The organism is Halomonas sp. HMF6819 (genome assembly GCF_044335525.1).
Lineage (GTDB): Bacteria > Pseudomonadota > Gammaproteobacteria > Pseudomonadales > Halomonadaceae > Vreelandella.
Map to the genome: position 1 here is coordinate 81642 of NZ_JBIQVY010000003.1, position 19904 is coordinate 101545.

Below are 19904 nucleotides of genomic sequence, written 5' to 3' on the forward strand. Positions count from 1 at the left end.
CCGGTTTAACGCAGGGCGCTGCTCGCCGCCCGGGTGATGAAGAGAATCTCGACGTGGCCCAGCCACTCGATGTCGCCGGCCATCGCCTTGAGCTGGCTGGCCAGACACTGGGGCGGCTGGTGCACCGGGTCGCTGATGATCAGCGATACCGACACCTTGTTGTCCAGGTAGTGAAGCTGCAAGTCGCTTAAGGTGCGCCACACCGGGTGCGCGTACCAGCGCTCGTCGAGGGCGGCTTCGACCTCCGGGCGCAGCGGCAGGCCCGGCAGCTTACTCGGGTCGCCTTCGCCGGCGTCGTCTTCCGGGTCGATATGGAAGATCACGTCGGTGAGCAGCGGAAATTCGTGGCGCAGTCGGCGGCTCACTTCGTTACCGATCTCGTGGGCTTCCGAGACGGTGATCGTCGGCCCCACCACGACATGCAGATCGACCATCACCCAGCCCGCGGACTGGCGCGTGCGCAGGTCGTGCACGCTGTCCACGCCGGGTACGCTGCAGGCCACGTCGTGCATCTGGCGCTGCACCTCCTCGGGCAGTGCGGTATCGACGAGCTCGCGGGCGGATTGCCACAGAAGATCCCAGCCCACCTTGCCGACCAGAAGCCCGACCACCACGGCGGCAACGGCGTCCAGCCAGCCGGCGCCGAACTGCGCGCCCAGAAGCGCTACCAGCACCACGGCGGTGGAGAGCGCGTCGCTTCGCGAGTGCCAGGCGTTGGCTTCCAAAAGCTTCGACTTCACCTCCTTCGCCACGCGCATGGTGTAGCGAAAGATCCACTCCTTGCTCAAAAGCGCGGCCACGGTGATGGCGATCGCCACCGCTCCCGGCGCGTTGACGCCTTCGCCGCTTAAAAGCCTGTCGACGCTCGACCAAGCGATTGCCCCGGCAACGAAAATCAGGATACTGCCCAGCAGCAGCGTGGTTAGCGTTTCGATGCGCCCGTGGCCGTAGTGGTGGTCATCATCCGGCCCTTGGCGGCCGTAGTGGATGGCCGTGAGCACGAAGCCGTCGGTGACCAGATCGGAGAGCGAGTGGATGCCGTCGGCAATCAGCGCCGCCGAGCCGACCAGATAGCCAACCGCCACTTTGACGATGCTTAAAAGCGCGTCGAGCCAGGCGCCCACGTAGGTCACCCGCTTGGCTTTTTGATGGTCGAGCGCGTGGTGTTGAACCACTGGCGATTCTACGGTCTCAGACATGGGTTTTTGACGATGCTTAAAAGCGCGTCGAGCCAGGCGCCCACGTAGGTCACCCGCTTGGCTTTTTGATGGTCGAGCGCGTGGTGTTGAACCACTGGCGATTCTACGGTCTCAGACATGGGTTCCCTGCCGGGGCTTGCACGATCAATAGGGCACTATTGTAGCGCATCGCAGCTTCATCCATACCCCTGAACGTTTGTTCACTTGATGTTACAAAGCGGACAAATATCGAGAGGATGTGTATTCTTGCAAACCGTTCAGGGCCACATCGAAGAGGTCCTGTGTGAAAAGCCGGCGAGCGCCCGCGCTTTTCGCACAGGACCCGAATAACTTAATACGAACAGGATTATTCATGGATTGGCTTCAAGTAGTCGTGCTGGCGGTCGTGCAGGGGTTGACCGAGTTCCTACCCGTTTCGAGTTCGGCTCATCTCATTTTAGTGCCCGTTTTGACCGAGTGGGACGACCAGGGCTTGGCGTTCGACGTTGCGCTGCATCTGGGTAGTCTCAGCGCGGTGGTGCTCTATTTTCGCCGCGAGCTTTGGCAGATGGTGACCAGTACGTTCGCCACTTTGGGCGGCAAAGGCATCAATCGGGACGCAACGCTGGCGCTTTGGGTGGTGGTGGCAACCCTTCCGGTGTGCGCCGTTGGGTTTGTGCTTCAAGACATTGTCGAGGCGAACATGCGCTCGACATCAGTCATTGCCGTGAGTCTTATCGTGTTTGGGCTGCTGTTGGGCTACGCCGACATGAAAAAGCGCGGTGAGCGCTCGGAGTACGACATGCGCCTAAAAGATGCGCTTATCATCGGCGCCGCTCAAGTGCTTGCGCTCATCCCCGGCACCTCGCGTTCAGGCATCACGATTACCGCCGCGCTGATGGTGGGCATGGGCCGTGAGGGGGCTTCGCGCTTTTCGTTTCTACTCTCCATTCCCGTGATCGTACTGGCCGGCGGGCTCGAAACTTTCAAGTTGATCAGCGCGCCAGTATCGGTCGACGTCACCGCCATGTTTTGGGCGACCCTGCTCTCCGGCGTCAGCGCCTATCTCTGTATTCACTACTTTTTAGCGGTGATTAGAAAGTTGAGCATGCAACCCTTCGTGATTTATCGCGTATTATTTGGCCTTTGGCTTTTATGGTTCTTTTACTTTTAGTCGCCCAGCGTTTTCGAAGGGATCTTGCATGAACATGACTTCGCCGAGCGCGAACCGAACCGCGCGCTACCTTCCTCTTGTGCTGCTACTGGCACTAGGCCTGTTGGCGGGCTGCTCGGAAAACGACCGGCCGCTCGACTCGCCCGTACGCCTGGAGGGCGGTATCTTCGGCACGTTCTACCAGGTCACCATCGCCGATCCGCTCACCCAGGGCGAGTCACAGGCGCTCGAGGAGGGCATTCTCGCCGAGCTCGAGGATGTCGATCAGGCGATGTCCACCTACCGCGACGACTCGGAGCTGATCGCCTTCAACGGTGCCCCGCTCGACGAGTGGCAGCCGCTCTCCAACGAGCTGATCGAAGTGATGGCAATCAGCCAGTCGGTGGCCGAGACGAGCAACGGCGCCTTTGATATCACCGTTGGGGAACTGGTCAATCTTTGGAGTTTCGGCCCCGAGGCGCGGCCCCAGGAAGTTCCTTCCGACCAGGAACTCGAGGAGCGCCTGGCGCGCATCGGCTTCGATGCCGTCGAGGTGGATACGCAGAAAATGCAGGCGCGGCGCGTGCGCGACGTTTTCGTCGATCTCTCCGGGGTGGCCAAAGGCCATGCAACGGACCGGGTCGCGGCGTATCTCGACAAGGAAGGCATCGACAACTACCTGGTCAACCTGGGCGGAGACCTGATCGCCCGCGGCCACCGCGTTGCCGCCGAGCAGGAGCCTTGGCGCATCGGCATCGAAGTGCCCCGGGACGGCCGCCCCCAGGCGCAGCACATCATTCCGCTGGAGACGCTGTCGGTGGCTACCTCCGGCGATTACCGCAACTACTTCGAAGTGGACGGGCAGCGCTACGCCCATACCCTGGACCCGCGCACCGGGCGCCCGGTCACCCACAGCCTGGCTTCTGTATCGGTGTTCCATCCGTCGAACGCCTGGGCGGATGCCTGGGCTACCGCGCTTTCGGTGGTGGGCGAGGACGTCGGCATGCAGATGGCCGTCGACAACGACCTGAGCGTGCTGATGCTCGTCAACGACGACGAAGGGCAGTGGCAGAGCGTGGCGAGTCCTGCCTTCGTCGACTACTTCGGTGAAGACCTTCTTCAAACGCTCGGCGTCGATGTATGGAACGCCGAGACGACACCCGCCGCAACAGGTGAATAACGTGCAAGAACTCGATATCGTCATTCTCGCCGCTGGTAAGGGCTCGAGAATGCGCTCGCAAACGCCCAAGGTGCTTCATACGCTTGCCGGCAAACCTCTGGTCCAGCACGTACTGGACAGCGCCTTTGCGCTTTCGCCCACGCGTACCCACGTGGTGATCGGCCACGGCGCAGACCAGCTGCGCGACGCGCTCGAAGGCCAGAACGTGAGCTTCGCCGTTCAGGCCGAGCAGAAGGGCACCGGCCACGCCGTCGCCCAAGCCCAATCGCAGTGGGGAAGCGGCAAGGTGCTGGTGCTTTATGGCGACGTGCCCTTGATCCAGACCGACACCCTGCGCGCGCTGCTCGACCAGGTCGACGATACCCACATGGGGCTTTTGACAGTCACGCTTTCTGATCCCACCGGCTACGGGCGCATCAAGCGCAATGAGCAGGGCGAGGCGGTGGCCATCGTCGAGCAAAAGGACGCCAGCCGCGACGAGCTCGCCATCACCGAGTGCAACACTGGCATCATGGCGATGACCAGCGAGCAGCTTTCGCGCTGGCTGCCGAAGCTCTCGGACCAAAACGCCCAGGGCGAGTACTACCTGACCGATGTGATCGAGCTTGCAAGTAACGAGGGCACCCGGGTCTGCACCGCCCAGCCACAAAGCGCCCTCGAGGTCGAAGGCATCAACAATCGCGCCCAGATGGCGCGGCTCGAGCGCGCCTATCAGTCTCAGCTTGCCGAGGCGTTGATGGAGCAGGGCGTAGCGCTGGCGGACCCGGCACGGCTGGACGTGCGCGGCTCGCTCACCTGCGGCGAGGACGTGTTCATCGATGTGGGCTGCGTGTTCGAAGGAAAGGTACGCCTGGAAAAAGGCGTACGCGTTGGGCCCTACAGTGTGATTAAAAACAGCACCCTTGGCCCCGATAGTACGATTGACAGCCATAGTGTGGTTGAGGATACCGTAGGGGCTGGCGATAACCAGATCGGCCCCTTCGCCCGGCTACGCCCGGGAACGCGGCTGGCGCGGGGAGCCAAAATTGGCAACTTCGTCGAGACCAAAAACGCCGAAGTCGGTGAAGGCAGTAAAATCAATCATTTGAGTTACGTAGGCGATGCGCGCTTGGGCCGCGGTGTGAACGTGGGCGCTGGGGTGATCACCTGCAATTACGATGGCGCCAACAAGCATCAAACCGTTATCGAGGACGATGCGTTCATCGGCTCCAACAGTGCTCTTGTCGCTCCGGTGCTGATCGGCGCGGGCGCTACGGTCGGCGCCGGCTCGACGGTGACGCGCGATGTCGATGGCCACTCGCTGGCGCTGGCACGCAGCCAGCAAACCCAGAAAACGCCCTGGTCACGTCCGGCCAAGAAAACGTCATAAACCTTTTACTGCCCAAAACGCCCAGGAGTGAATCATGTGTGGCATCGTCGCAGCGGTTGCACAGCGCAACGTACAGGAAATTTTGCTGGAAGGTCTTAAGCGCCTGGAGTACCGGGGCTATGACTCCGCCGGCATGACGGTGCCAAACGGCGGTCAGCTAAACCGCCACCGCGCGGTCGGCAAGGTGGCCGCACTGGCACAAAAACTCGAGCGCGAGCCACTGCCCGGCACCTTCGGCATTGCCCACACCCGCTGGGCCACCCACGGCACGCCCGTCGAGGCCAACGCCCACCCGCACCATAGCAGCGACCGGGTCGCCGTGGTGCATAACGGCATCATCGAAAACTTCGAGTCGATCAAGCACCGCCTCGAAGGCGACGGCTACACGTTCCAGTCGCAAACCGATACCGAAGTGATCGCTCACTTGCTCGACGAGCGGGTCGAGGGCGGCGCCAGCCTTTATGAGGCGACCCGGCAAATCGTCGCTCAGCTTGGCGGCGCCTACGCACTGGGCGTGGTGTGCGCAGCGGAGCCGAACGTGGTGATCGGCGCCCGCCAGGGAAGTCCCCTGGTGGTCGGCGTGGGCATCGACGAGGCGTTTCTCGCTTCGGACCCGATGGCGCTTTTGCCGGTGACCGACCGCTTCATCTATCTCGAAGAGGGCGATCTGGTGGTGCTGCGCGAGCGCGGCGAGATTGAGGTGGTCGACCGCGACGGGCAATCCGTCGATCGCCCGGTTCAAACCTTCGAGCACGGCGACGGCGCGGCGAGCAAGGGCGAATACCGCCACTACATGCTCAAGGAGATCTTCGAGCAGCCCGGGCTGATCAGCGCGGCGCTGGAAGGGCGCCTGAGCGCCGACAGTGTGCTGGTCGAAAGCTTCGGGCCCGAGGCGCTGTCGCTGTTCAAGGCCACGCGCCAGATCCATATCGTCGCCTGCGGTACGAGCTATCATGCCGGCATGGTCGCGCGCTACTGGCTCGAGCGCTACGCCGGCGTGCCGGTTCAGGTGGAAGTGGCCTCGGAGTATCGCTACCGCTGTCCGGTGGTGCCGGAGGACACACTGTTCGTCACGCTCTCCCAGTCCGGCGAAACCGCGGACACCATGGCGGCGCTGCGCTTTGCCAAAACGCTTGGCTATGTGGGAACCCTTGCGATCTGCAACGTGCCGGGAAGCTCGCTGGTGCGCGAATCCGACGTGGCGCTGATGACCCGTGCCGGCCCGGAGATCGGCGTGGCCTCGACCAAGGCGTTCACCACGCAACTGGTGGCGCTGATGCTGCTGACGCTGTCGGTGGCGAAGGTCAAAGAGCGGGGCGACTACCGCGATATCGTCGAGGTGCTGCGTACGCTGCCCGAGCTCTGCCAGCAGGTGCTGGCGCTGGATAGCCAGATCGAGACCCTCTCCCAGGCCTTTGCCGAGAAGCACCACGCGCTCTTTTTAGGTCGCGGCGCCCACTACCCGGTGGCGTTGGAAGGCGCGCTCAAGCTCAAGGAAATCTCCTACATCCACGCCGAGGCGTACCCGGCCGGCGAACTCAAGCACGGGCCGCTTGCGCTGGTAGACAGCGAAATGCCGGTAATTTCAGTGGCGCCCAACGACGACCTGCTCGAGAAGCTCAAGTCGAACCTGCAGGAAGTGCGCGCCCGCGGCGGTCAGTTGTTCGTCTTTGCCGACGAGAACGTGGGCATCAAGCCCGAAGAAGGCATCGAGGTGCTGACGCTGCCCCACGTGCACGAAGCGCTGGCGCCGCTTCTCTACACGTTACCGCTGCAGCTTCTGAGCTATCACGTGGCGGTACTCAAGGGCACCGACGTCGACCAGCCGCGTAACCTGGCCAAAAGCGTCACCGTCGAATAACGTTGCAAAGATTCACAAATTGGGCTTTGCAAGACGCGGTCAATTGTCGCATCGTATGCGCAACCGCTGCGTTGCAACACGTCATTAGTGTGCTTATCATTCGGCGGTGTCTCTCCACCTAAACGCCCAGGATCTCGCCGCCATGACTCCATCAAACGCCCTCGCAGCCCGGTGCTCCAACCGCCGGGGTGCCTGGCTGTTGATTTCGTTTGTGCTTCTCGCTTTTCCCTCGCTCGCCTTCGCCGCCCCCGGCCCCATCGATCTAACCACGTCCGCTGCCGGTATCACCGCCGTTTTGCTGTTCATCCTCGCCTACGCGTTGGTGATGTCCGAAGAAATCATCCACATGCGCAAGTCCAAGCCCGTGCTGGTCGCGGCGGGGCTGATCTGGGCGATCGTGGCCTGGGTTTACGTGCAGGCAGGCATTCCCGAGGCCTCGGAAGAGGCGTTTCGCGAAACACTTTTGGAATATACCGAGCTTCTGCTGTTCCTGCTGGTGGCGATGACGTATATCAACGCCCTCGAGGAGCGCCGGGTGTTCGACGCGCTGCGCGCCTGGCTCGTGCGCAAGGGGTTTAGCTACCGCAGCCTTTTCTGGATCACCGGTTTTCTCGCCTTCTTCATTTCGTCGATCGCCAACAACATGACCACGGCGATGCTGATGTGCGCGGTGGTACTCAAGGTCGCCGAAGGCGATAACAAGTTCATTGGCCTTTGCTGTGTCAACGTGGTGGTCGCCTCCAATGCCGGCGGTGCCTTCAGCCCGTTTGGCGATATCACCACGCTGATGGTGTGGCAGGGTGGTCAGGTGCCGTTCATGGGCTTTTTCGTGCTGCTGGTGCCGGCGATCATCAACTTCATGGTGCCCGCCACCATCATGAACTTCTTCATTCAGAACCGTCAGCCCGCCGCACTCACCGAAAACGTCTGGCTCAAGCGAGGCTCACGGCGCATCATCGCGCTTTTCCTGCTGACCGTGGCGATCTCGGTACTGTGCCATTCGGTGCTCTACCTGCCGCCAGCGATGGGCATGATGTTCGGTCTCGGGCTTTTGCAGTTCTTCGGCTACTACCTGCGCCGGAGCCTGCCGCGCTCGCTCGAGCGCAAGCGTGAGCGCTACTCGCGCCGCGGCGACTGGAAAAAGCTTGAGCAGCTGGGAAGCGTCGTGCCCTTCGATATTTTCAGCCGTATCGCCCGTTCGGAGTGGGATACGCTGCTGTTCTTCTACGGGGTCGTGCTGTGTGTCGGCGGTTTGGGCTTCATGGGCTATCTCGCGCTTCTCTCCGAGACGCTCTACGGCGGCTGGAACCCGGTTTGGGCCAACGTGGTACTGGGGCTGATCTCGGCGGTGGTGGATAACATTCCGGTCATGTTCGCCGTACTCTCCATGGCACCGGACATGTCCGAGGGCAACTGGCTGTTGATCACCCTGACCGCCGGCGTGGGCGGAAGCCTGCTCTCCATGGGCTCGGCGGCGGGTGTGGCGCTGATGGGCCAAGCCCGCGGCATCTACACCTTTGCGGTGCATCTACGCTGGGTGCCGGCCATTTTGCTCGGCTACGCCGCGAGTATCGGCGCGCATCTGTTGATCAACGCGTCGCTGTTCTAGGCTCGCAAGCGTTAGACGTATGGCGTTTAGCCAAACGAAAACCGCCCTCGAATGAGGGCGGTTTTTTTGTTCGGCAAATTTGTTTGGCAAAACTGGCGGATCCTACAGATCGTGGCCGGTGATGACCTGACAGATATCGGCGAAGCTGCTGGCCATCGGGATGGCGGAGCTCGATACCTTGCTGTTCGCGCCCTTGCCGATGGCATTTTGAATATCGGTCACCGAGATCAAACCACGAACGCTCAGCTCGTGCTCGGGGTTTTGCTCGGTGATCAAGAGGTGCTGCTCGGTAAAGCTCTCCATGGAGAGAATTAGGTCCTGAATGCTCAAGGATTCCAGGTGCTCCAGCGGCATGGCGCTGAGCTTCTCCCAGGGCGTCATGATCATTTCGGCGGTGACTTCCTCGCGGTCGATCTGGCGCTGCTGCATTGCCAGGTTCACGCGGCGAGTGCCGATCACTTCCTTGGAGGTCAGTACGCCGATGCAGTGGCCTTCCGGGTCGATCACGAACAACAGCCGAACACCGCCATGACGCATTTTTAGGTGCGCGTCGTTGATCGGCATATCCGAGGCCACCGACTGCGGGGCGATCTGTTTGAAATCGGTCAGAAGCTCGATAGCCGGGCTGTCCGGGATCAGTTCTTTCACGGCGGGCGTGGTCAGAAACGGGGTTTGGCCGAACTGGACAAGGGGTTTGGGTTTGCGAACCATCAGATTCATGGCGGTACCTCTAGTGTAAGGGTGATCAAGCAGCCAAGCCTGTTTCGTAACTTAAGATTTGCAGCTAATTCTTATCAGAACCTTAAGGGGATAAAAAACTATTCTGAGAATGCATGACGCTTGAGCATTACGTCAACGCGTAACCCGCCGCTGGGAGCATCACCTAACTGTAATGTACCGCCATGGCGAATAACCAGTCGCTCAACGATTGAAAGCCCTAACCCAGACCCGGCGCTAGGGCCTGAACGTTGAAATCGCTCAATCACTTTATGACGCTCGTCGGCTGGTATACCGGGCCCCTGATCATCCACTATGAGCTGAAAACCTTGAGGCGTGGCCGACAGAGAGATGCTAATAGTACTCTGGTTAGGCGAGTGCTGAATGGCATTGCCGACCAGATTTTGTATCAGGGTTTCGATCGCACCGGGTTCTTGCAGATTCAACCATTGTGCTTTCTCATCCGCGTCTAATAGTAGCTGCTGTTGGCGCTCTGCGGCCAAGGGTGAAAGCTTGGCTAGCGTTTCACGCACTTCACTGAGTATGTTGGTAGAGCGGTACTCGAGCTGAGGTTCCTCTTCAGGCTCCAGACGCGCCAGCGTTAATAGCTGGGTAACCAGGCGTGTGGCTCGGGCAACACCTCCGCGCAAATGAAAGAGCGCTTCCTGGCGATCTTCAAAATTGCCGGCAGTCAATGCATTCTGGGCATGCAGGTCAAGTACTGCCAAGGGCGTGCGAAGCTCATGGGCGGCATCGGCAATGAAGCGCTTCTCGCGAACGCGCATAAGACGAATACGCTCCAGTAAGCGGTTAAGCGCACCAGCGATCGTATCCAGTTCCTGGGGTAACCGACTTAGCGTCAACGGTTGCAAATTATGTGCATCACGACTGCGTATCTGCTCGGCCATACGGGATAGTGGGGCCAGCCCCCAACCAATGGACCACCACAGCAGAATAACAAGGAGTGGCAGACCAATCAGGTCGGGCAATAGAGTTCGAAGTGCTACTGCTCTGATTAATTCACCTCTTACGTCTTCGCGCTCGCTAACTATCAAGCGCTTTGAGGAATTGGGCACATTCAGAACATACATCCGCCAATCGTATCCTTTCACGGTTAGCGTCGAGTAGCCCGTGGTCTGTTGGGAAATCGGTGTTTCAGGGGCTGTCGCGGAGCGCAAAAGCAGCCGGTCATCTTCCCATAGTTGAAAGGCCAGTTTGCTCTCATAGCGGTGGCCAGCAAAACGCTTGTCGGATTGACGAGCGCGTTCCAGGGCGTTTTCCAGGCTACTCAACAGCACCGTACGATCCGCGCCGGACAGCGGAGCCTGCAAAAAGCCTTCCAGCAAACGGGCATTTTGCGCCAAACTGGCGTCATAAAGTTCCTCTACTTCATGGGCAGCGTAGCGATAACTGATAAAACCGATCACTAACATACTGGCGCCGAACACGAGTAGTACCAGTCCTAGGGTGCGTTGGCGTATAGACGTCATGTGTCATCCTTTGGCGGTTTATCCATGACATAACCAATACCACGTACCGTTCGGATGACGTCGGTGAATAACTTGCGACGTAAGTGATGGATGTGGACTTCAATGGCATTGCTTTCGACGTCCTCGTCCCAGCCGTAGACCAAGCGGGTCAAGGTATCGCGGGTAAATACTCGGCCAGGATGGCTCATGAACTCCTGAAGCAGGGTCAACTCACGACGCGTAAGACCGATATCTTGCCCCCGATAACTAACGTTCAGGGTATGGGGGTCCAGTTGAATACCGCGACAACTCAATATACTGCTGACTTGACCTTGGCTGCGGCGCATTAATGCGCGTAGTCGAGCTTTCAACTCGGCCACTTCGAAGGGTTTGGTCAAATAGTCGTCGGCGCCTGCATCCAGCCCCGCGATGCGGTCGTTCACTGCATCGCGGGCCGTCAACACCAGAATAGGCACTTGGCTTCCATGGCGCCGGGCTGCGTTCAATACCGTCATGCCATCCATACCGGGCAGACCCAGATCAAGAATCACGGCATCGAATGGTTCCTTCTCTTTAAGCGCATTCAAAGCGGTAGCACCGTCGCTTAGATGATCCACCGTGTAGTGTTCAGGCTTCAAAGCCAAGCGGATGCCCGAGGCCAAACTTGGGTCATCCTCTACCAGCAAGATGCGCATGAGTCCTTCCTATTGAAGTTCTGACATTAACTGACGAATATCGTCACGGCGGCCATCATCTGCAAGTTCGCGACCAGAGCGAGACGGTGCCACCAGGGCTCTTTCCAATACCTGATGTGCCTCTACATCGCGGCCTTGCTCGTGTAAATAGTCACCCCAGAAGTAAAGACTGTCGATCCCATCGGGATTAATCGCAAGCGCTCGCTGCAGATACCATTCGGCTTTTTCGTCGTCACCAAAGCCGATAGGCCAGCCGGGAACTTGATAATAGAGCGCACCCAGACTCGTATAGGCCGAGCCATCGAGTGCCAGCGGATCCAATTCCAACGCGGTTTCAAGCTCCTTTTTAGCCTCCTTCACCAATCCCAATGCGCTCAGCCCGCCACGAGCCCCCGCCTCTGTCGAACGAATGATGCCGGCCCATATATGCAGCTCGGCGGCGTCGGGATAGCGCCCGACCAGTTGTTCGGCACGGTCGCCCAGGTGACTGAAAGCGGCCTCCTGTTCGGCGGGTGGCAGCGTATAATTGATTTCTGCCCAACGGTTTTGTAGCTCGGCAAGCGAGGTGGCGATTGCCGTACTATCGCCCTCACTGGCGAAACCAGGCAGGCTGATCAAGGCAATGGCGCTCGCCAATAGCGTGGTGCGTAGCACCCTGGATGCTGACTGGATCATGATACAGACTCCTTGGACGTCATAAATCGGCGAATGACCGGCAGTTGACGTAAGAGCGCGCGGTCAACGGCGCTTGGCCAGAGCGTGTTAAGACGAGTGAAAAAGCGTTCCGGCAGACCGATCTGCAACTCCTCACGTTGCTGTTCCACCGCATCGACAATGGCCAAAGCGACGGCATCCGGTGCATCGACGGCATTTCCAAGTGCCGCGTTGAGCGCCTCGGTCTGTGGGGAGTTCATGGCGGTGCGTGTCGCTCTTGGAGCGATGTACATCACGCGTACACGGGTATCGGCTAGCTCACGGCGCAGCGCCTGACTGAAGCCACGCAGGGCGAACTTGGTTGCGCAGTAGGTGACTTGTCCGGGATAACCCAACTGCCCGAAGGTCGAGCCGAGGGTGATGATCATCGCCCGAGGGTAGGTCATCAGCTGTGGAAGAAGAGCTCGAGTGAGTTGCAGCGTAGCGGTCAAGTTAATGGCGATGAGCTGTTCGATATCGTGATCGCTGGCGGTATCGAAAAAGCCCTGCTGATTGCTGCCGGCAGCATTGATCAGCATGTTGCATTCCGCCATACGCGCGGCATTGACCAAGCGACTGCGATCTTCTGCATTGGTCAAGTCGGCGCTGACGGCGACGACATGATCAGGATAGCGGTTGGCCAGTGCAGATAGCACCTCCTGATTTCGCCCACTGATGAGCACTTGGGCGCCTCGCTTCGCCAAGGCCTCAGCGAGCGCATGTCCGATGCCGCCGCTGGCACCGGTGATCAGCACGCGTTGTGCCGCCCAACCGCCAAGAAAAACGCGTTTACCAAACCAGCGCATGACTAACTTCCTCTATCGTACTTTGTTGCGCATAGCGTGCTTCAATGCCCCTGAACATCGCGCCGTATAAGCGGTAGAACATATTGGCGCTATCGATCACTGCGGCAAGATCCTCTTCCCCTAGCTGATTTATCTGCTCTTCGAAAAAGGCCAAGTGGCCAATATCCAGGCTGCCGTGTGAGGTCAGGTAGCGAACAGCATTGTCAGGTAGCGCTAGGCTGGCCTGAAGCTTCTCGGCAGCTTGGGTCGCCAGCGCCGTGCTCGTACCTTCCAGTACCTGCACCATGCCGAAGAACGCGACTGGGTTACCATGCTCGATCGAATCACGAATCCAGGCCACCATCAGGCGTGTAGCGGGGTCGGGCATCGCATCAGCGGCAGCACGGGGATCGCCACCCGCCTCGCGGATGTCGTCCAGAATCCACTGCTCGTGACCGTGCTCCTCTTCGATGTACTCCACCAAGGCCGTGCGCAGCCAGCCAAGGCGCTCGGGTAGCCGCGCACCACAGGCCATCATGAGTGGAACGGTAAAGCGTACGTGATGGTATGCCTGACCGAGAAATGCAAGATACTCCTCAAGGGTCACGTTGCCTGCCAAGGCACGGCCGACGATAGGCGTGCTCAGTAACCAGGTACGTGCTTCTTCCGTTGCGCTTTGCAGCTGTTGGTAAGCAGTCATTGTGTTGCTCCTTTCGTAGAGTAGGGGGCCGTGCTTTGTAACCAGTGTCCATAGGCCTTGAGTAGCTTGTCGCGACGTAGGCGGCCATTGGCGGTCAGTTGCTGGTTATTTGGAGTAAAAGGGGGGGTACGCTGCCACTCGTGTACTTGGGCGTAGTCGGGTAGCTGGCGATTGACGGCCTGGATGGCGGCGTCGAGCTGTGCATCGGTATGCTGAGCCGATGTGGGAACGATTAGCGCGCGATTGGCGGGCAGCGCCTCGCCGTAGACCATGGCTTGAGCAATCGCAGACTGCGTGCAAAGCTCGCTCTCTACCCATTGCGGATTGACATTACGGCCATAGGCCGTAATGAAGACGTCTCGCTGGCGACCATTGAGCGCGATGGACTCGTCTTGCCACTCACCGGTATCTCCCGTGGCGTGCCATTCGCCACACGCAGGCTCACCCAGGTAGCCCAGCATCAGGGCACCGCTAACGTGCAGTTGACCTTCGCCATCGATACGCAGGCGCGCATGGGCGAGTGGGCGACCGACTCCCTGGCGTTGCTCGCCTGGACGGTTAAGACACACCACCGAGGAACACTCCGATAAACCGTAGCCTTCGAAGACCGGCCAGCCGCCCTGTTGAGCATGGGTGAGCAAGGTGTTGGCCACCGGTGCCCCACCTACCGCGACAAAGCGCAGGCCAGTAGGTGCGAGTGGGGAGTGGTTCACTAACGCTTGCAGCAGTTGCGGGACTAAAATCATGCTATGAGGCTGGTAGTAGGCGATAGCCTTCAGTGCAACAGTAGCGTCGAAGCCGCTGGCTCCCTGCCAACCTAGCGATGCCATGCCAGGCAGCACGCTACAAGCGCCAAGCCATAGCGGTAAATAAAGCCCACCGATATTTTCCAGGAGTGTGGAAAGAGGCAGCATGGCCAAATGGCGGCGGATATCGAGCGGGGCCACTACCGCCGCGAGGCTTTCGGTAACGGTCAGCAGCGCCTCATTATCCAGACACACCCCCTTGGGGGAGCCGCTAGTGCCTGAGGTAAAAGTGATCCGTGTAGTGCCTTCATGTAACGCGGGCACGTGGTCGACGCGACGCTGGCAGATGGCTGTATCACTGGTGGGCCGAAAGCTAAACGTTTCGCTACCCTGGCCAATCCAGCTGTCAATTCCTGCCTGTTGAACGATATGACGACGCTGCGTGTCACTGAAAAAATCAGGAATAGGCACCGCCACACGTGCTTCCATCATGAGAGCCAAATCCCACAGAGCCCACTCCAGTCCGTTATCCAGCGCCAACGCCACGCGTTGCGCACCGACCTCGCGCAAGCGTTGGCGCCGTTGAGCAATGTGCTGCATGACAGCCTTGTACGAGAGGTGCTGCTCGCCATCGCTGAGGGCGATACGCTGGGGGGTATGATGGGCGTGGTATTCGATCCGCTTCATCAGCGCATTAGGCAATACGTGCATGCAACACCTCTTCGACGGCGGTTTCAGCCACTTCTAATCGGGTCTGGAGCATCTGTATGGCGTAACGAAGGTCCCCTGCCATGACCCAAGGACGATGCTTGTAATAACGCCCCCATAGGTGCGACTCATCGCCTAGCCGCTCAGGATCAGCCGGCATGATGGGCTGCGGCTCGAAGCCCATTCGGCGTAGGCCATTGGCAACTTCAGGCGTTGCCGTAAACAGCAACCAGGCGATGCCTTCTTCCGCCAATTGGTAGGCCAGGTAGAGAAACAGTTGACGCTGCAAGCCAGGACGCAAGCTGACCAGGTTGCCGATTTCAGCAATATCCTGACGAACAAGCGATGACTGAAAGCGCTTCATGAGGATCTCTTCGGCTTGACCATCCAGGTAACGTTCCAAAAAGAGTGGCCCGCTGCTGGCAAGGCGAAGACCCACTGCAGCCAGAGGTTGATCGGCTTGCCACACCCCAAAAAGACGAGGTAAAAAATGCTGGATATGAGCACTATGCTGTAGAACAAAGCGCTTTCTAATCAGCTGTTTAAGCGCTGTCTTTTCCTGCCAACTGATCGCCTCATGCCAATGCAGCGTCGACGGGTCAGGGGAGAGTGAACGTAAGCGAGACATCGGTATCTCCATCGTGTTTTTAAACACTCTGGAGGGGGTGGCTTAACACAGGCTTAAGTCAGCTAAATATTTATTACCGCTTTTGCCGGGCAATGAAGAAAGGTGATGAATCAATGGCGTCAGAACATGGATCATTTCTACAGGCTGAACGATGTCCGCTTTCCCAGCGCCGCGAAGCGCTGCTGCATCTTGCAGCGGTCAACGACCCCAGCCATCAAACCGATCTACAGCGCGCTCTAGAGCGCGCGAAGGCCGCCCCAAACGTCGATTGGCAGGGGCTTAGAGTCGTCAAACGAGGTGCTCACATCGAGACGGCGCTATGGGTCGAGCCCATGGAGGGCAACACCGCCCGGCTCTGGCTGCCCGGTGTTCAGCACGAGTGTTTGGGCACGCTTTTGAGCGATGCCCGTCAGTGGGTCGAAGCGCAGGGATACACGCTTTGCCACGTGGCGCTTGGAGAAAGTGACAGCCATTGGGAGCCGGCGCTTGTAAAAAGCGCCATGGAGCGTCTGGCCGCGCTTTGGCACCTGAGCGTTGCGCTTTCAACGCCGCCTGCAATGTCAAAAACAATGCCAAAAACAACGCCGGAAACACTTGAAGTGGCTCCGTTCGGCGCGCTTGGCCGCGAAGCGCAGCTTGGCTTATTGCAAGGCGTTAGCGACGGCTCGCTCGACTGTCCGGCGCTGCTCGAGGCGCTGCCGATACAGACGCTGCTGTCGGGGTTTTACGCCGGTGCTCCCGATGCCCCCAGGCACTGGTATCGTATCCTTCACGAGGGCGTAACGGCGGGCGTGCTGCTGCTGGCGCCGCAAAGCCCCGCGCGCTGGGAGCTTCAACTGATGGGGTTATTGCCCGGCTGGCGCGGGCGTGGGCTTGGCCGGGCGCTTTTAGAGCGGGCGATGCGGCTGGCGTTTCAGGCTGGGGCCCGTGAGCTTTGTCTAACCGTCGATGCGCAGAACGCCCCGGCGATCAAACTGTACCTCAATGCCGGGTTCGAGCGTGAAAGCGAGCAGTTGCTCTATGCGTGGCGTAAGCCTTCGTAACTAAGGCAAATGGTCTTCGAAAAACGCCTTTTTACTCTATACTGAGGGCGTTCGCACAAGGACAACTGTTCAATTCATGGAGGAACGCTGGTGAAAATCATTCTCGGTATTATCGTATTTATCTTCCTCGTCGGTTTGTTGACGCTCACGGGCGTGTTCAAGCTCATCTTCTGACGGTGTCGGCGTGGCTTGACGTTCGAGCCAGCCTCCGGTCGCGACGCTTTGGGCGATAGGCGCTCTAATGCTCGCGACCGCTTTCCCCAATTTCTTCACGCCCCGACATTGGTTCCTCGGCCGGTCGGGGCGATGTGTCATACAAGGAGTCCACGGTGAGCGTCAGGCGCGTAGCGGCAGTAGTGTTCGGCGTTTTAACAAGCGTCGCCGTGGCCGGTGAGACCGGAGAGGGCGAGGCGGTCTATGATCGGCTCTGTATGGCGTGTCACCAAACCGGCGTGGCCGGCGCGCCGATTCGTGGCGACAGCGACGACTGGACGGCACGCCTGGAGCAGGACGTCGAGACGCTGGTGCAGCACGCCATCGACGGCATCGGCGCCATGCCGCCGCGCGGCGGTAATCCCAATCTGACCGACGACGAGATACGCGCGGCCACGCACTATCTGGTCGAGCCGGTCATGGCGGCGCCGGCTGAAGAGAGCGAGGCCCCCGATGAACGTGTCAAGGGCGAGGCGCCGCTACCGGTTTCTGACGATGCCGATGCCGAGCCTGACACCAACGGCGAAGGCTCAAGCGCCGATCACCGCAGTCTCGACGGCGAGGCGCTCTACGCCCGCGCGCGCTGCGCTACCTGCCATGCCACCGGTATCGCTCGCTCGCCAAAACTGGGTGACACGAGCGCCTGGCGGGAGCGGCTGGAGCAGGGGCGCGAGACGCTCTATCAAAGCGTGATTCTAGGCAAGGGCGTGATGCCGCCCCGGGGCGCAAGCACCGCCAGCGACGACGAGCTCAAGGCGATGGTGGACTACATGGTCGAGCGCGCCCGCTAAGACGCACCTTCAAACCATCCACAGCCGCTCGGTTCGATCCGGCTGTGGATAACTCAATATTTCCCCCAATGTTTTGCCGGCATGGCTTGGTTTTACCGGCGTGACCTAGCCCAGCAGCGAGCGCAGCCCGGCGATCGCGTCCTTGCCCCGCGCCTGCTTTTTATCCGGGTCTTCCTTGTCGGCGCGCCCCTCCCACTCGAGGTCGTCGGCGGGCAGCTCGTCGAGAAAGCGGCTCGGCTGGCAGTCCATCAGTTCGCCGTACGCCTTGCGCTGGCGGGCGAGCGTCATGGTCAGCGTGCGCCGGGCACGGGTGATACCCACATAGGCCAAGCGACGCTCCTCCTCGACGGTGCCAACCTCGATAGCGTTACGGTGGGGCAGCAGGTCCTCTTCGAGCCCCATCAAGTAAACGTGGGGAAACTCGAGGCCTTTCGAGGCGTGCATGGTCAGAAGCTGCACGCGGTCGGAGTCGTCCTCCTCGGCCTGCTGCTCGAGAATATCGCGCAGCACCAGCCGCGAAATAGCGGCTTCGACGCCGTCGGTCTCTGTCGCCGTGGCGTCGTCATCCTCTTCCGGGTCGCGGTTGAGTGACTTCTCGAGCTGGTCGATCAAAATCCACACGTTGGCCATGCGACGCTCGGCGATGGTCGGGGCGCTGGCGTTTTGGTAAAGCCAGGCCTCGTAATCCATGTCGCGCAGCATGTCGCGAATGGCGGCGATGGCGTCGCCCTGGTCCATGCGCTTTCTGACCCCTTCGATGAAATGGGTAAAGCGCGACAGCCGCTCCACCGCCCGGGTCGGCAACACCTGTTCAAGGCCCAATTCGCGGCAGGCGTTGAACAGTGAAATGGCGCGGCCAGAGGCCTGGTCGTTGGCGTAGTTGGCGAGCTTTTCGAGCGTGCCGGGGCCGATCTCGCGGCGCGGCACGTTGACGATGCGCAAAAAGGCGTTGTCGTCCGCCGGGTTGATCAGAAGGCGCAGGTAGGCCATGGCGTCCTTGATCTCGTTGCGCGAGAAAAACGAGGTGCCGCCGGAGAGCTTGTAGGGAATCTGGTAGTGCTGGAGCTTGAGCTCCAAAAGCCTGGCCTGAAAGTTACCGCGGTAAAGCACGGCGAAGTCGCGCCACTCCGCTTTCTCCTTGATGCGCCGGGTGAGCATTTCGCTTGCCACCCGCTCCGCCTCGGCCTCCTCGTGGCGGTTGACCACCACGCGGATCGGCGCGCCGTCGCCCATTTCCGACCACAGCGTCTTGTCGTAGACGTGGGGGTTGTTGGCAATCAGCGTGTTCGCCGCGCGCAGGATGATACCGGTGGAGCGGTAGTTCTGCTCGAGCTTGATGACGTTGAGCCGCGGAAAATCCTCGCCCAGCGTCACCAGGTTCTCAGGGCGCGCGCCTCGCCAGGCGTAGATCGACTGGTCGTCGTCGCCGACCACGGTGAAGGTGGCGCGCTCCGCCATCAAAAGCTTCACTAAAAGATACTGCGAGACGTTGGTGTCCTGGTACTCGTCCACCAGCATGTAGTGGATCTTGCGCCGCCACCGTGCCAGCGCCTCGGCGTCGTTTTGCAAAAGCACCACCGGCAGCAGAATCAGGTCGTCGAAATCCACCGCGTTATAGGCTTTCAAATGGCGCATGTAGGCTTCGTACACTCGCGCGGCGAACTGCTCGTCCTCGTCTTCGGCATGGGATAGCGCCTGAGCGGGTAGCACCAGATCGTTTTTCCAGGTGGAGATTTTGGCCTGCACCGTGTTGATTTGCTCGGCGTCGACCTGGGCGTCCTTGTTCATCAGATCGCGCAAGAGCGCCTTGGCGTCCTCCGGGTCAAACAGCGAAAAGCCGGGTTTGTAGCCCAGCGTTTTCAGCTCGCCGCGAATGATGTTGAGCCCTAGGGTGTGGAAGGTGGAAACGGTCAGCCCGTGGCCCTCCTTACCCTTAAGCATCTGCCCGACCCGCTCTTTCATCTCGCGGGCGGCCTTGTTGGTAAAGGTGACCGCGGCGATTCGTCGCGCGCTCATGCCGCACTCCTGCACCAGATAGGCGATCTTGGTGGTGATCACGCTGGTCTTGCCCGAGCCCGCGCCGGCCAATACCAGACAAGGGCCGTCGATATAGCGCACGGCTTCCTGCTGGCGCGGGTTGAGGCCTTTGATGCGGCTGAGAATAGAGGACATGATCACTACCTGACAGGAAAGCGGGACGCTTTGGCCGTATCATACAGGCCGGCACGACGAAGGCGAAACCGGTGAATAAAAGTGGCCGGTAGCGTCTAAAAAATCTTTTATAGCATTAGACCAAAGTTCTATAAGAGCTTGTATAATACGCGACCGCTAAAAGGCGCCACGCATTGGCTGGCCGCGTTCAGCCT

General features: G+C 59.9%; 19 protein-coding genes. 7 read left to right on the plus strand and 12 right to left on the minus strand.

What is annotated here, in order from left to right; genetic code table 11:
- Positions 1–5: 5 nt before the first annotated feature.
- Both ACGLWX_RS10475 and ACGLWX_RS10480 read right to left on the minus strand, forming a co-directional pair.
- On the minus strand, positions 6–1199 hold the full coding sequence (locus ACGLWX_RS10475; RefSeq protein WP_396239574.1) for a cation diffusion facilitator family transporter: 1194 nt from the start codon (positions 1197–1199) through the stop codon (positions 6–8).
- Positions 1184–1318, minus strand: a complete 135-nt coding sequence (locus ACGLWX_RS10480) for a hypothetical protein (protein ID WP_396239576.1) — start codon at positions 1316–1318, stop codon at positions 1184–1186. The genes ACGLWX_RS10475 and ACGLWX_RS10480 overlap by 16 nt, the downstream gene beginning before the upstream one ends.
- Before the next feature lie 233 nt (positions 1319–1551).
- On the opposite strand from ACGLWX_RS10480, the gene ACGLWX_RS10485 reads away from it, so the two are divergent.
- The 5 genes from ACGLWX_RS10485 to nhaD all read left to right on the plus strand — a co-directional run bounded on the left by ACGLWX_RS10485 (position 1552) and on the right by nhaD (position 8350).
- Entirely contained in the window at positions 1552–2352 is an 801-nt protein-coding gene (locus ACGLWX_RS10485) for an undecaprenyl-diphosphate phosphatase (protein ID WP_396239578.1), read from the plus strand.
- A 28-nt stretch (positions 2353–2380) separates the two neighbouring features.
- Positions 2381–3511 (plus strand): FAD:protein FMN transferase, encoded by a 1131-nt coding sequence (locus ACGLWX_RS10490; RefSeq protein ID WP_252107884.1) that lies wholly within the window; start codon positions 2381–2383, stop codon positions 3509–3511.
- Between the two features lies 1 nt (position 3512).
- Positions 3513–4880, plus strand: coding sequence for a bifunctional UDP-N-acetylglucosamine diphosphorylase/glucosamine-1-phosphate N-acetyltransferase GlmU (glmU, locus tag ACGLWX_RS10495; RefSeq protein WP_396239579.1), 1368 nt, complete (start codon positions 3513–3515; stop codon positions 4878–4880).
- A 34-nt stretch (positions 4881–4914) separates the two neighbouring features.
- A complete protein-coding gene (gene glmS / locus ACGLWX_RS10500) occupies positions 4915–6741 on the plus strand; it encodes a glutamine--fructose-6-phosphate transaminase (isomerizing) (protein WP_396239581.1) in 1827 nt (608 codons plus the stop codon).
- A 142-nt stretch (positions 6742–6883) separates the two neighbouring features.
- On the plus strand, positions 6884–8350 hold the full coding sequence (gene nhaD, locus ACGLWX_RS10505; protein WP_252107889.1) for a sodium:proton antiporter NhaD: 1467 nt from the start codon (positions 6884–6886) through the stop codon (positions 8348–8350).
- A 102-nt stretch (positions 8351–8452) separates the two neighbouring features.
- Here the strand turns inward: nhaD and ACGLWX_RS10510 are convergent, their stop codons facing one another.
- The 8 genes from ACGLWX_RS10510 to ACGLWX_RS10545 all read right to left on the minus strand — a co-directional run bounded on the left by ACGLWX_RS10510 (position 8453) and on the right by ACGLWX_RS10545 (position 15491).
- Positions 8453–9070, minus strand: a complete 618-nt coding sequence (locus ACGLWX_RS10510) for a CBS domain-containing protein (protein WP_396239583.1) — start codon at positions 9068–9070, stop codon at positions 8453–8455.
- 98 nt (positions 9071–9168) lie between these two features.
- A complete protein-coding gene (locus ACGLWX_RS10515; RefSeq protein ID WP_252107893.1) occupies positions 9169–10557 on the minus strand; it encodes an ATP-binding protein in 1389 nt (462 codons plus the stop codon).
- A complete protein-coding gene (locus ACGLWX_RS10520) occupies positions 10554–11231 on the minus strand; it encodes a response regulator transcription factor (protein WP_396239585.1) in 678 nt (225 codons plus the stop codon). The genes ACGLWX_RS10515 and ACGLWX_RS10520 overlap by 4 nt, the downstream gene beginning before the upstream one ends.
- Before the next feature lie 9 nt (positions 11232–11240).
- On the minus strand, positions 11241–11906 hold the full coding sequence (locus tag ACGLWX_RS10525; RefSeq protein ID WP_396239587.1) for a hypothetical protein: 666 nt from the start codon (positions 11904–11906) through the stop codon (positions 11241–11243).
- Positions 11903–12730, minus strand: a complete 828-nt coding sequence (locus ACGLWX_RS10530) for an SDR family oxidoreductase (RefSeq protein ID WP_396239589.1) — start codon at positions 12728–12730, stop codon at positions 11903–11905. The genes ACGLWX_RS10525 and ACGLWX_RS10530 overlap by 4 nt, the downstream gene beginning before the upstream one ends.
- The gene (locus ACGLWX_RS10535) at positions 12714–13409 is read right to left on the minus strand and encodes a TenA family transcriptional regulator (protein WP_252107901.1); all 696 of its coding nucleotides are present in this window, start codon (positions 13407–13409) and stop codon (positions 12714–12716) included. Before ACGLWX_RS10535 ends, ACGLWX_RS10530 begins: the two co-directional genes overlap by 17 nt.
- Complete coding sequence (locus tag ACGLWX_RS10540) at positions 13406–14866, minus strand: AMP-binding protein (RefSeq protein ID WP_396239591.1); 1461 nt, start codon at positions 14864–14866, stop codon at positions 13406–13408. The genes ACGLWX_RS10535 and ACGLWX_RS10540 overlap by 4 nt, the downstream gene beginning before the upstream one ends.
- Positions 14850–15491 carry a thermostable hemolysin gene (locus ACGLWX_RS10545; protein ID WP_396239593.1) on the minus strand — a complete coding sequence of 214 codons (642 nt, stop codon included), beginning with the start codon at positions 15489–15491 and terminating at the stop codon, positions 14850–14852. Before ACGLWX_RS10545 ends, ACGLWX_RS10540 begins: the two co-directional genes overlap by 17 nt.
- A 113-nt stretch (positions 15492–15604) precedes the next feature.
- Between ACGLWX_RS10545 and ACGLWX_RS10550 the strand changes: the two genes are divergently transcribed.
- A complete protein-coding gene (locus tag ACGLWX_RS10550; RefSeq protein ID WP_396239595.1) occupies positions 15605–16534 on the plus strand; it encodes a GNAT family N-acetyltransferase in 930 nt (309 codons plus the stop codon).
- A 69-nt stretch (positions 16535–16603) separates the two neighbouring features.
- Here ACGLWX_RS10550 and ACGLWX_RS10555 read toward each other — a convergent pair whose 3' ends face one another.
- Complete coding sequence (locus tag ACGLWX_RS10555) at positions 16604–16849, minus strand: hypothetical protein (RefSeq protein WP_252107915.1); 246 nt, start codon at positions 16847–16849, stop codon at positions 16604–16606.
- 14 nt (positions 16850–16863) lie between these two features.
- Between ACGLWX_RS10555 and ACGLWX_RS10560 the strand changes: the two genes are divergently transcribed.
- Complete coding sequence (locus tag ACGLWX_RS10560) at positions 16864–17538, plus strand: c-type cytochrome (RefSeq protein ID WP_396239597.1); 675 nt, start codon at positions 16864–16866, stop codon at positions 17536–17538.
- Positions 17539–17643: 105 nt separating this feature from the next.
- Here the strand turns inward: ACGLWX_RS10560 and rep are convergent, their stop codons facing one another.
- A complete protein-coding gene (gene rep / locus ACGLWX_RS10565; RefSeq protein WP_396239599.1) occupies positions 17644–19710 on the minus strand; it encodes a DNA helicase Rep in 2067 nt (688 codons plus the stop codon).
- Positions 19711–19904 lie beyond the last annotated feature (194 nt).

What these genes read in the sequence shown, in the direction of transcription:
- ACGLWX_RS10545 (WP_396239593.1), bottom strand. Translation starts at nt 15,491, where the DNA reads ATGTCTCGCTTACGTTCACTCTCCCCTGACCCGTCGACGCTGCATTGG.
- rep (WP_396239599.1), bottom strand. Translation starts at nt 19,710, where the DNA reads ATGTCCTCTATTCTCAGCCGCATCAAAGGCCTCAACCCGCGCCAGCAG.
- ACGLWX_RS10540 (WP_396239591.1), bottom strand. Translation starts at nt 14,866, where the DNA reads ATGCACGTATTGCCTAATGCGCTGATGAAGCGGATCGAATACCACGCC.
- nhaD (WP_252107889.1), top strand. Translation starts at nt 6,884, where the DNA reads ATGACTCCATCAAACGCCCTCGCAGCCCGGTGCTCCAACCGCCGGGGT.
- ACGLWX_RS10515 (WP_252107893.1), bottom strand. Translation starts at nt 10,557, where the DNA reads ATGACGTCTATACGCCAACGCACCCTAGGACTGGTACTACTCGTGTTC.
- ACGLWX_RS10535 (WP_252107901.1), bottom strand. Translation starts at nt 13,409, where the DNA reads ATGACTGCTTACCAACAGCTGCAAAGCGCAACGGAAGAAGCACGTACC.
- ACGLWX_RS10525 (WP_396239587.1), bottom strand. Translation starts at nt 11,906, where the DNA reads ATGATCCAGTCAGCATCCAGGGTGCTACGCACCACGCTATTGGCGAGC.
- glmS (WP_396239581.1), top strand. Translation starts at nt 4,915, where the DNA reads ATGTGTGGCATCGTCGCAGCGGTTGCACAGCGCAACGTACAGGAAATT.
- ACGLWX_RS10555 (WP_252107915.1), bottom strand. Translation starts at nt 16,849, where the DNA reads ATGACACATCGCCCCGACCGGCCGAGGAACCAATGTCGGGGCGTGAAG.
- ACGLWX_RS10510 (WP_396239583.1), bottom strand. Translation starts at nt 9,070, where the DNA reads ATGAATCTGATGGTTCGCAAACCCAAACCCCTTGTCCAGTTCGGCCAA.
- ACGLWX_RS10530 (WP_396239589.1), bottom strand. Translation starts at nt 12,730, where the DNA reads ATGCGCTGGTTTGGTAAACGCGTTTTTCTTGGCGGTTGGGCGGCACAA.
- ACGLWX_RS10475 (WP_396239574.1), bottom strand. Translation starts at nt 1,199, where the DNA reads ATGTCTGAGACCGTAGAATCGCCAGTGGTTCAACACCACGCGCTCGAC.
- ACGLWX_RS10480 (WP_396239576.1), bottom strand. Translation starts at nt 1,318, where the DNA reads ATGTCTGAGACCGTAGAATCGCCAGTGGTTCAACACCACGCGCTCGAC.
- ACGLWX_RS10485 (WP_396239578.1), top strand. Translation starts at nt 1,552, where the DNA reads ATGGATTGGCTTCAAGTAGTCGTGCTGGCGGTCGTGCAGGGGTTGACC.
- ACGLWX_RS10550 (WP_396239595.1), top strand. Translation starts at nt 15,605, where the DNA reads ATGGCGTCAGAACATGGATCATTTCTACAGGCTGAACGATGTCCGCTT.
- ACGLWX_RS10490 (WP_252107884.1), top strand. Translation starts at nt 2,381, where the DNA reads ATGAACATGACTTCGCCGAGCGCGAACCGAACCGCGCGCTACCTTCCT.
- ACGLWX_RS10520 (WP_396239585.1), bottom strand. Translation starts at nt 11,231, where the DNA reads ATGCGCATCTTGCTGGTAGAGGATGACCCAAGTTTGGCCTCGGGCATC.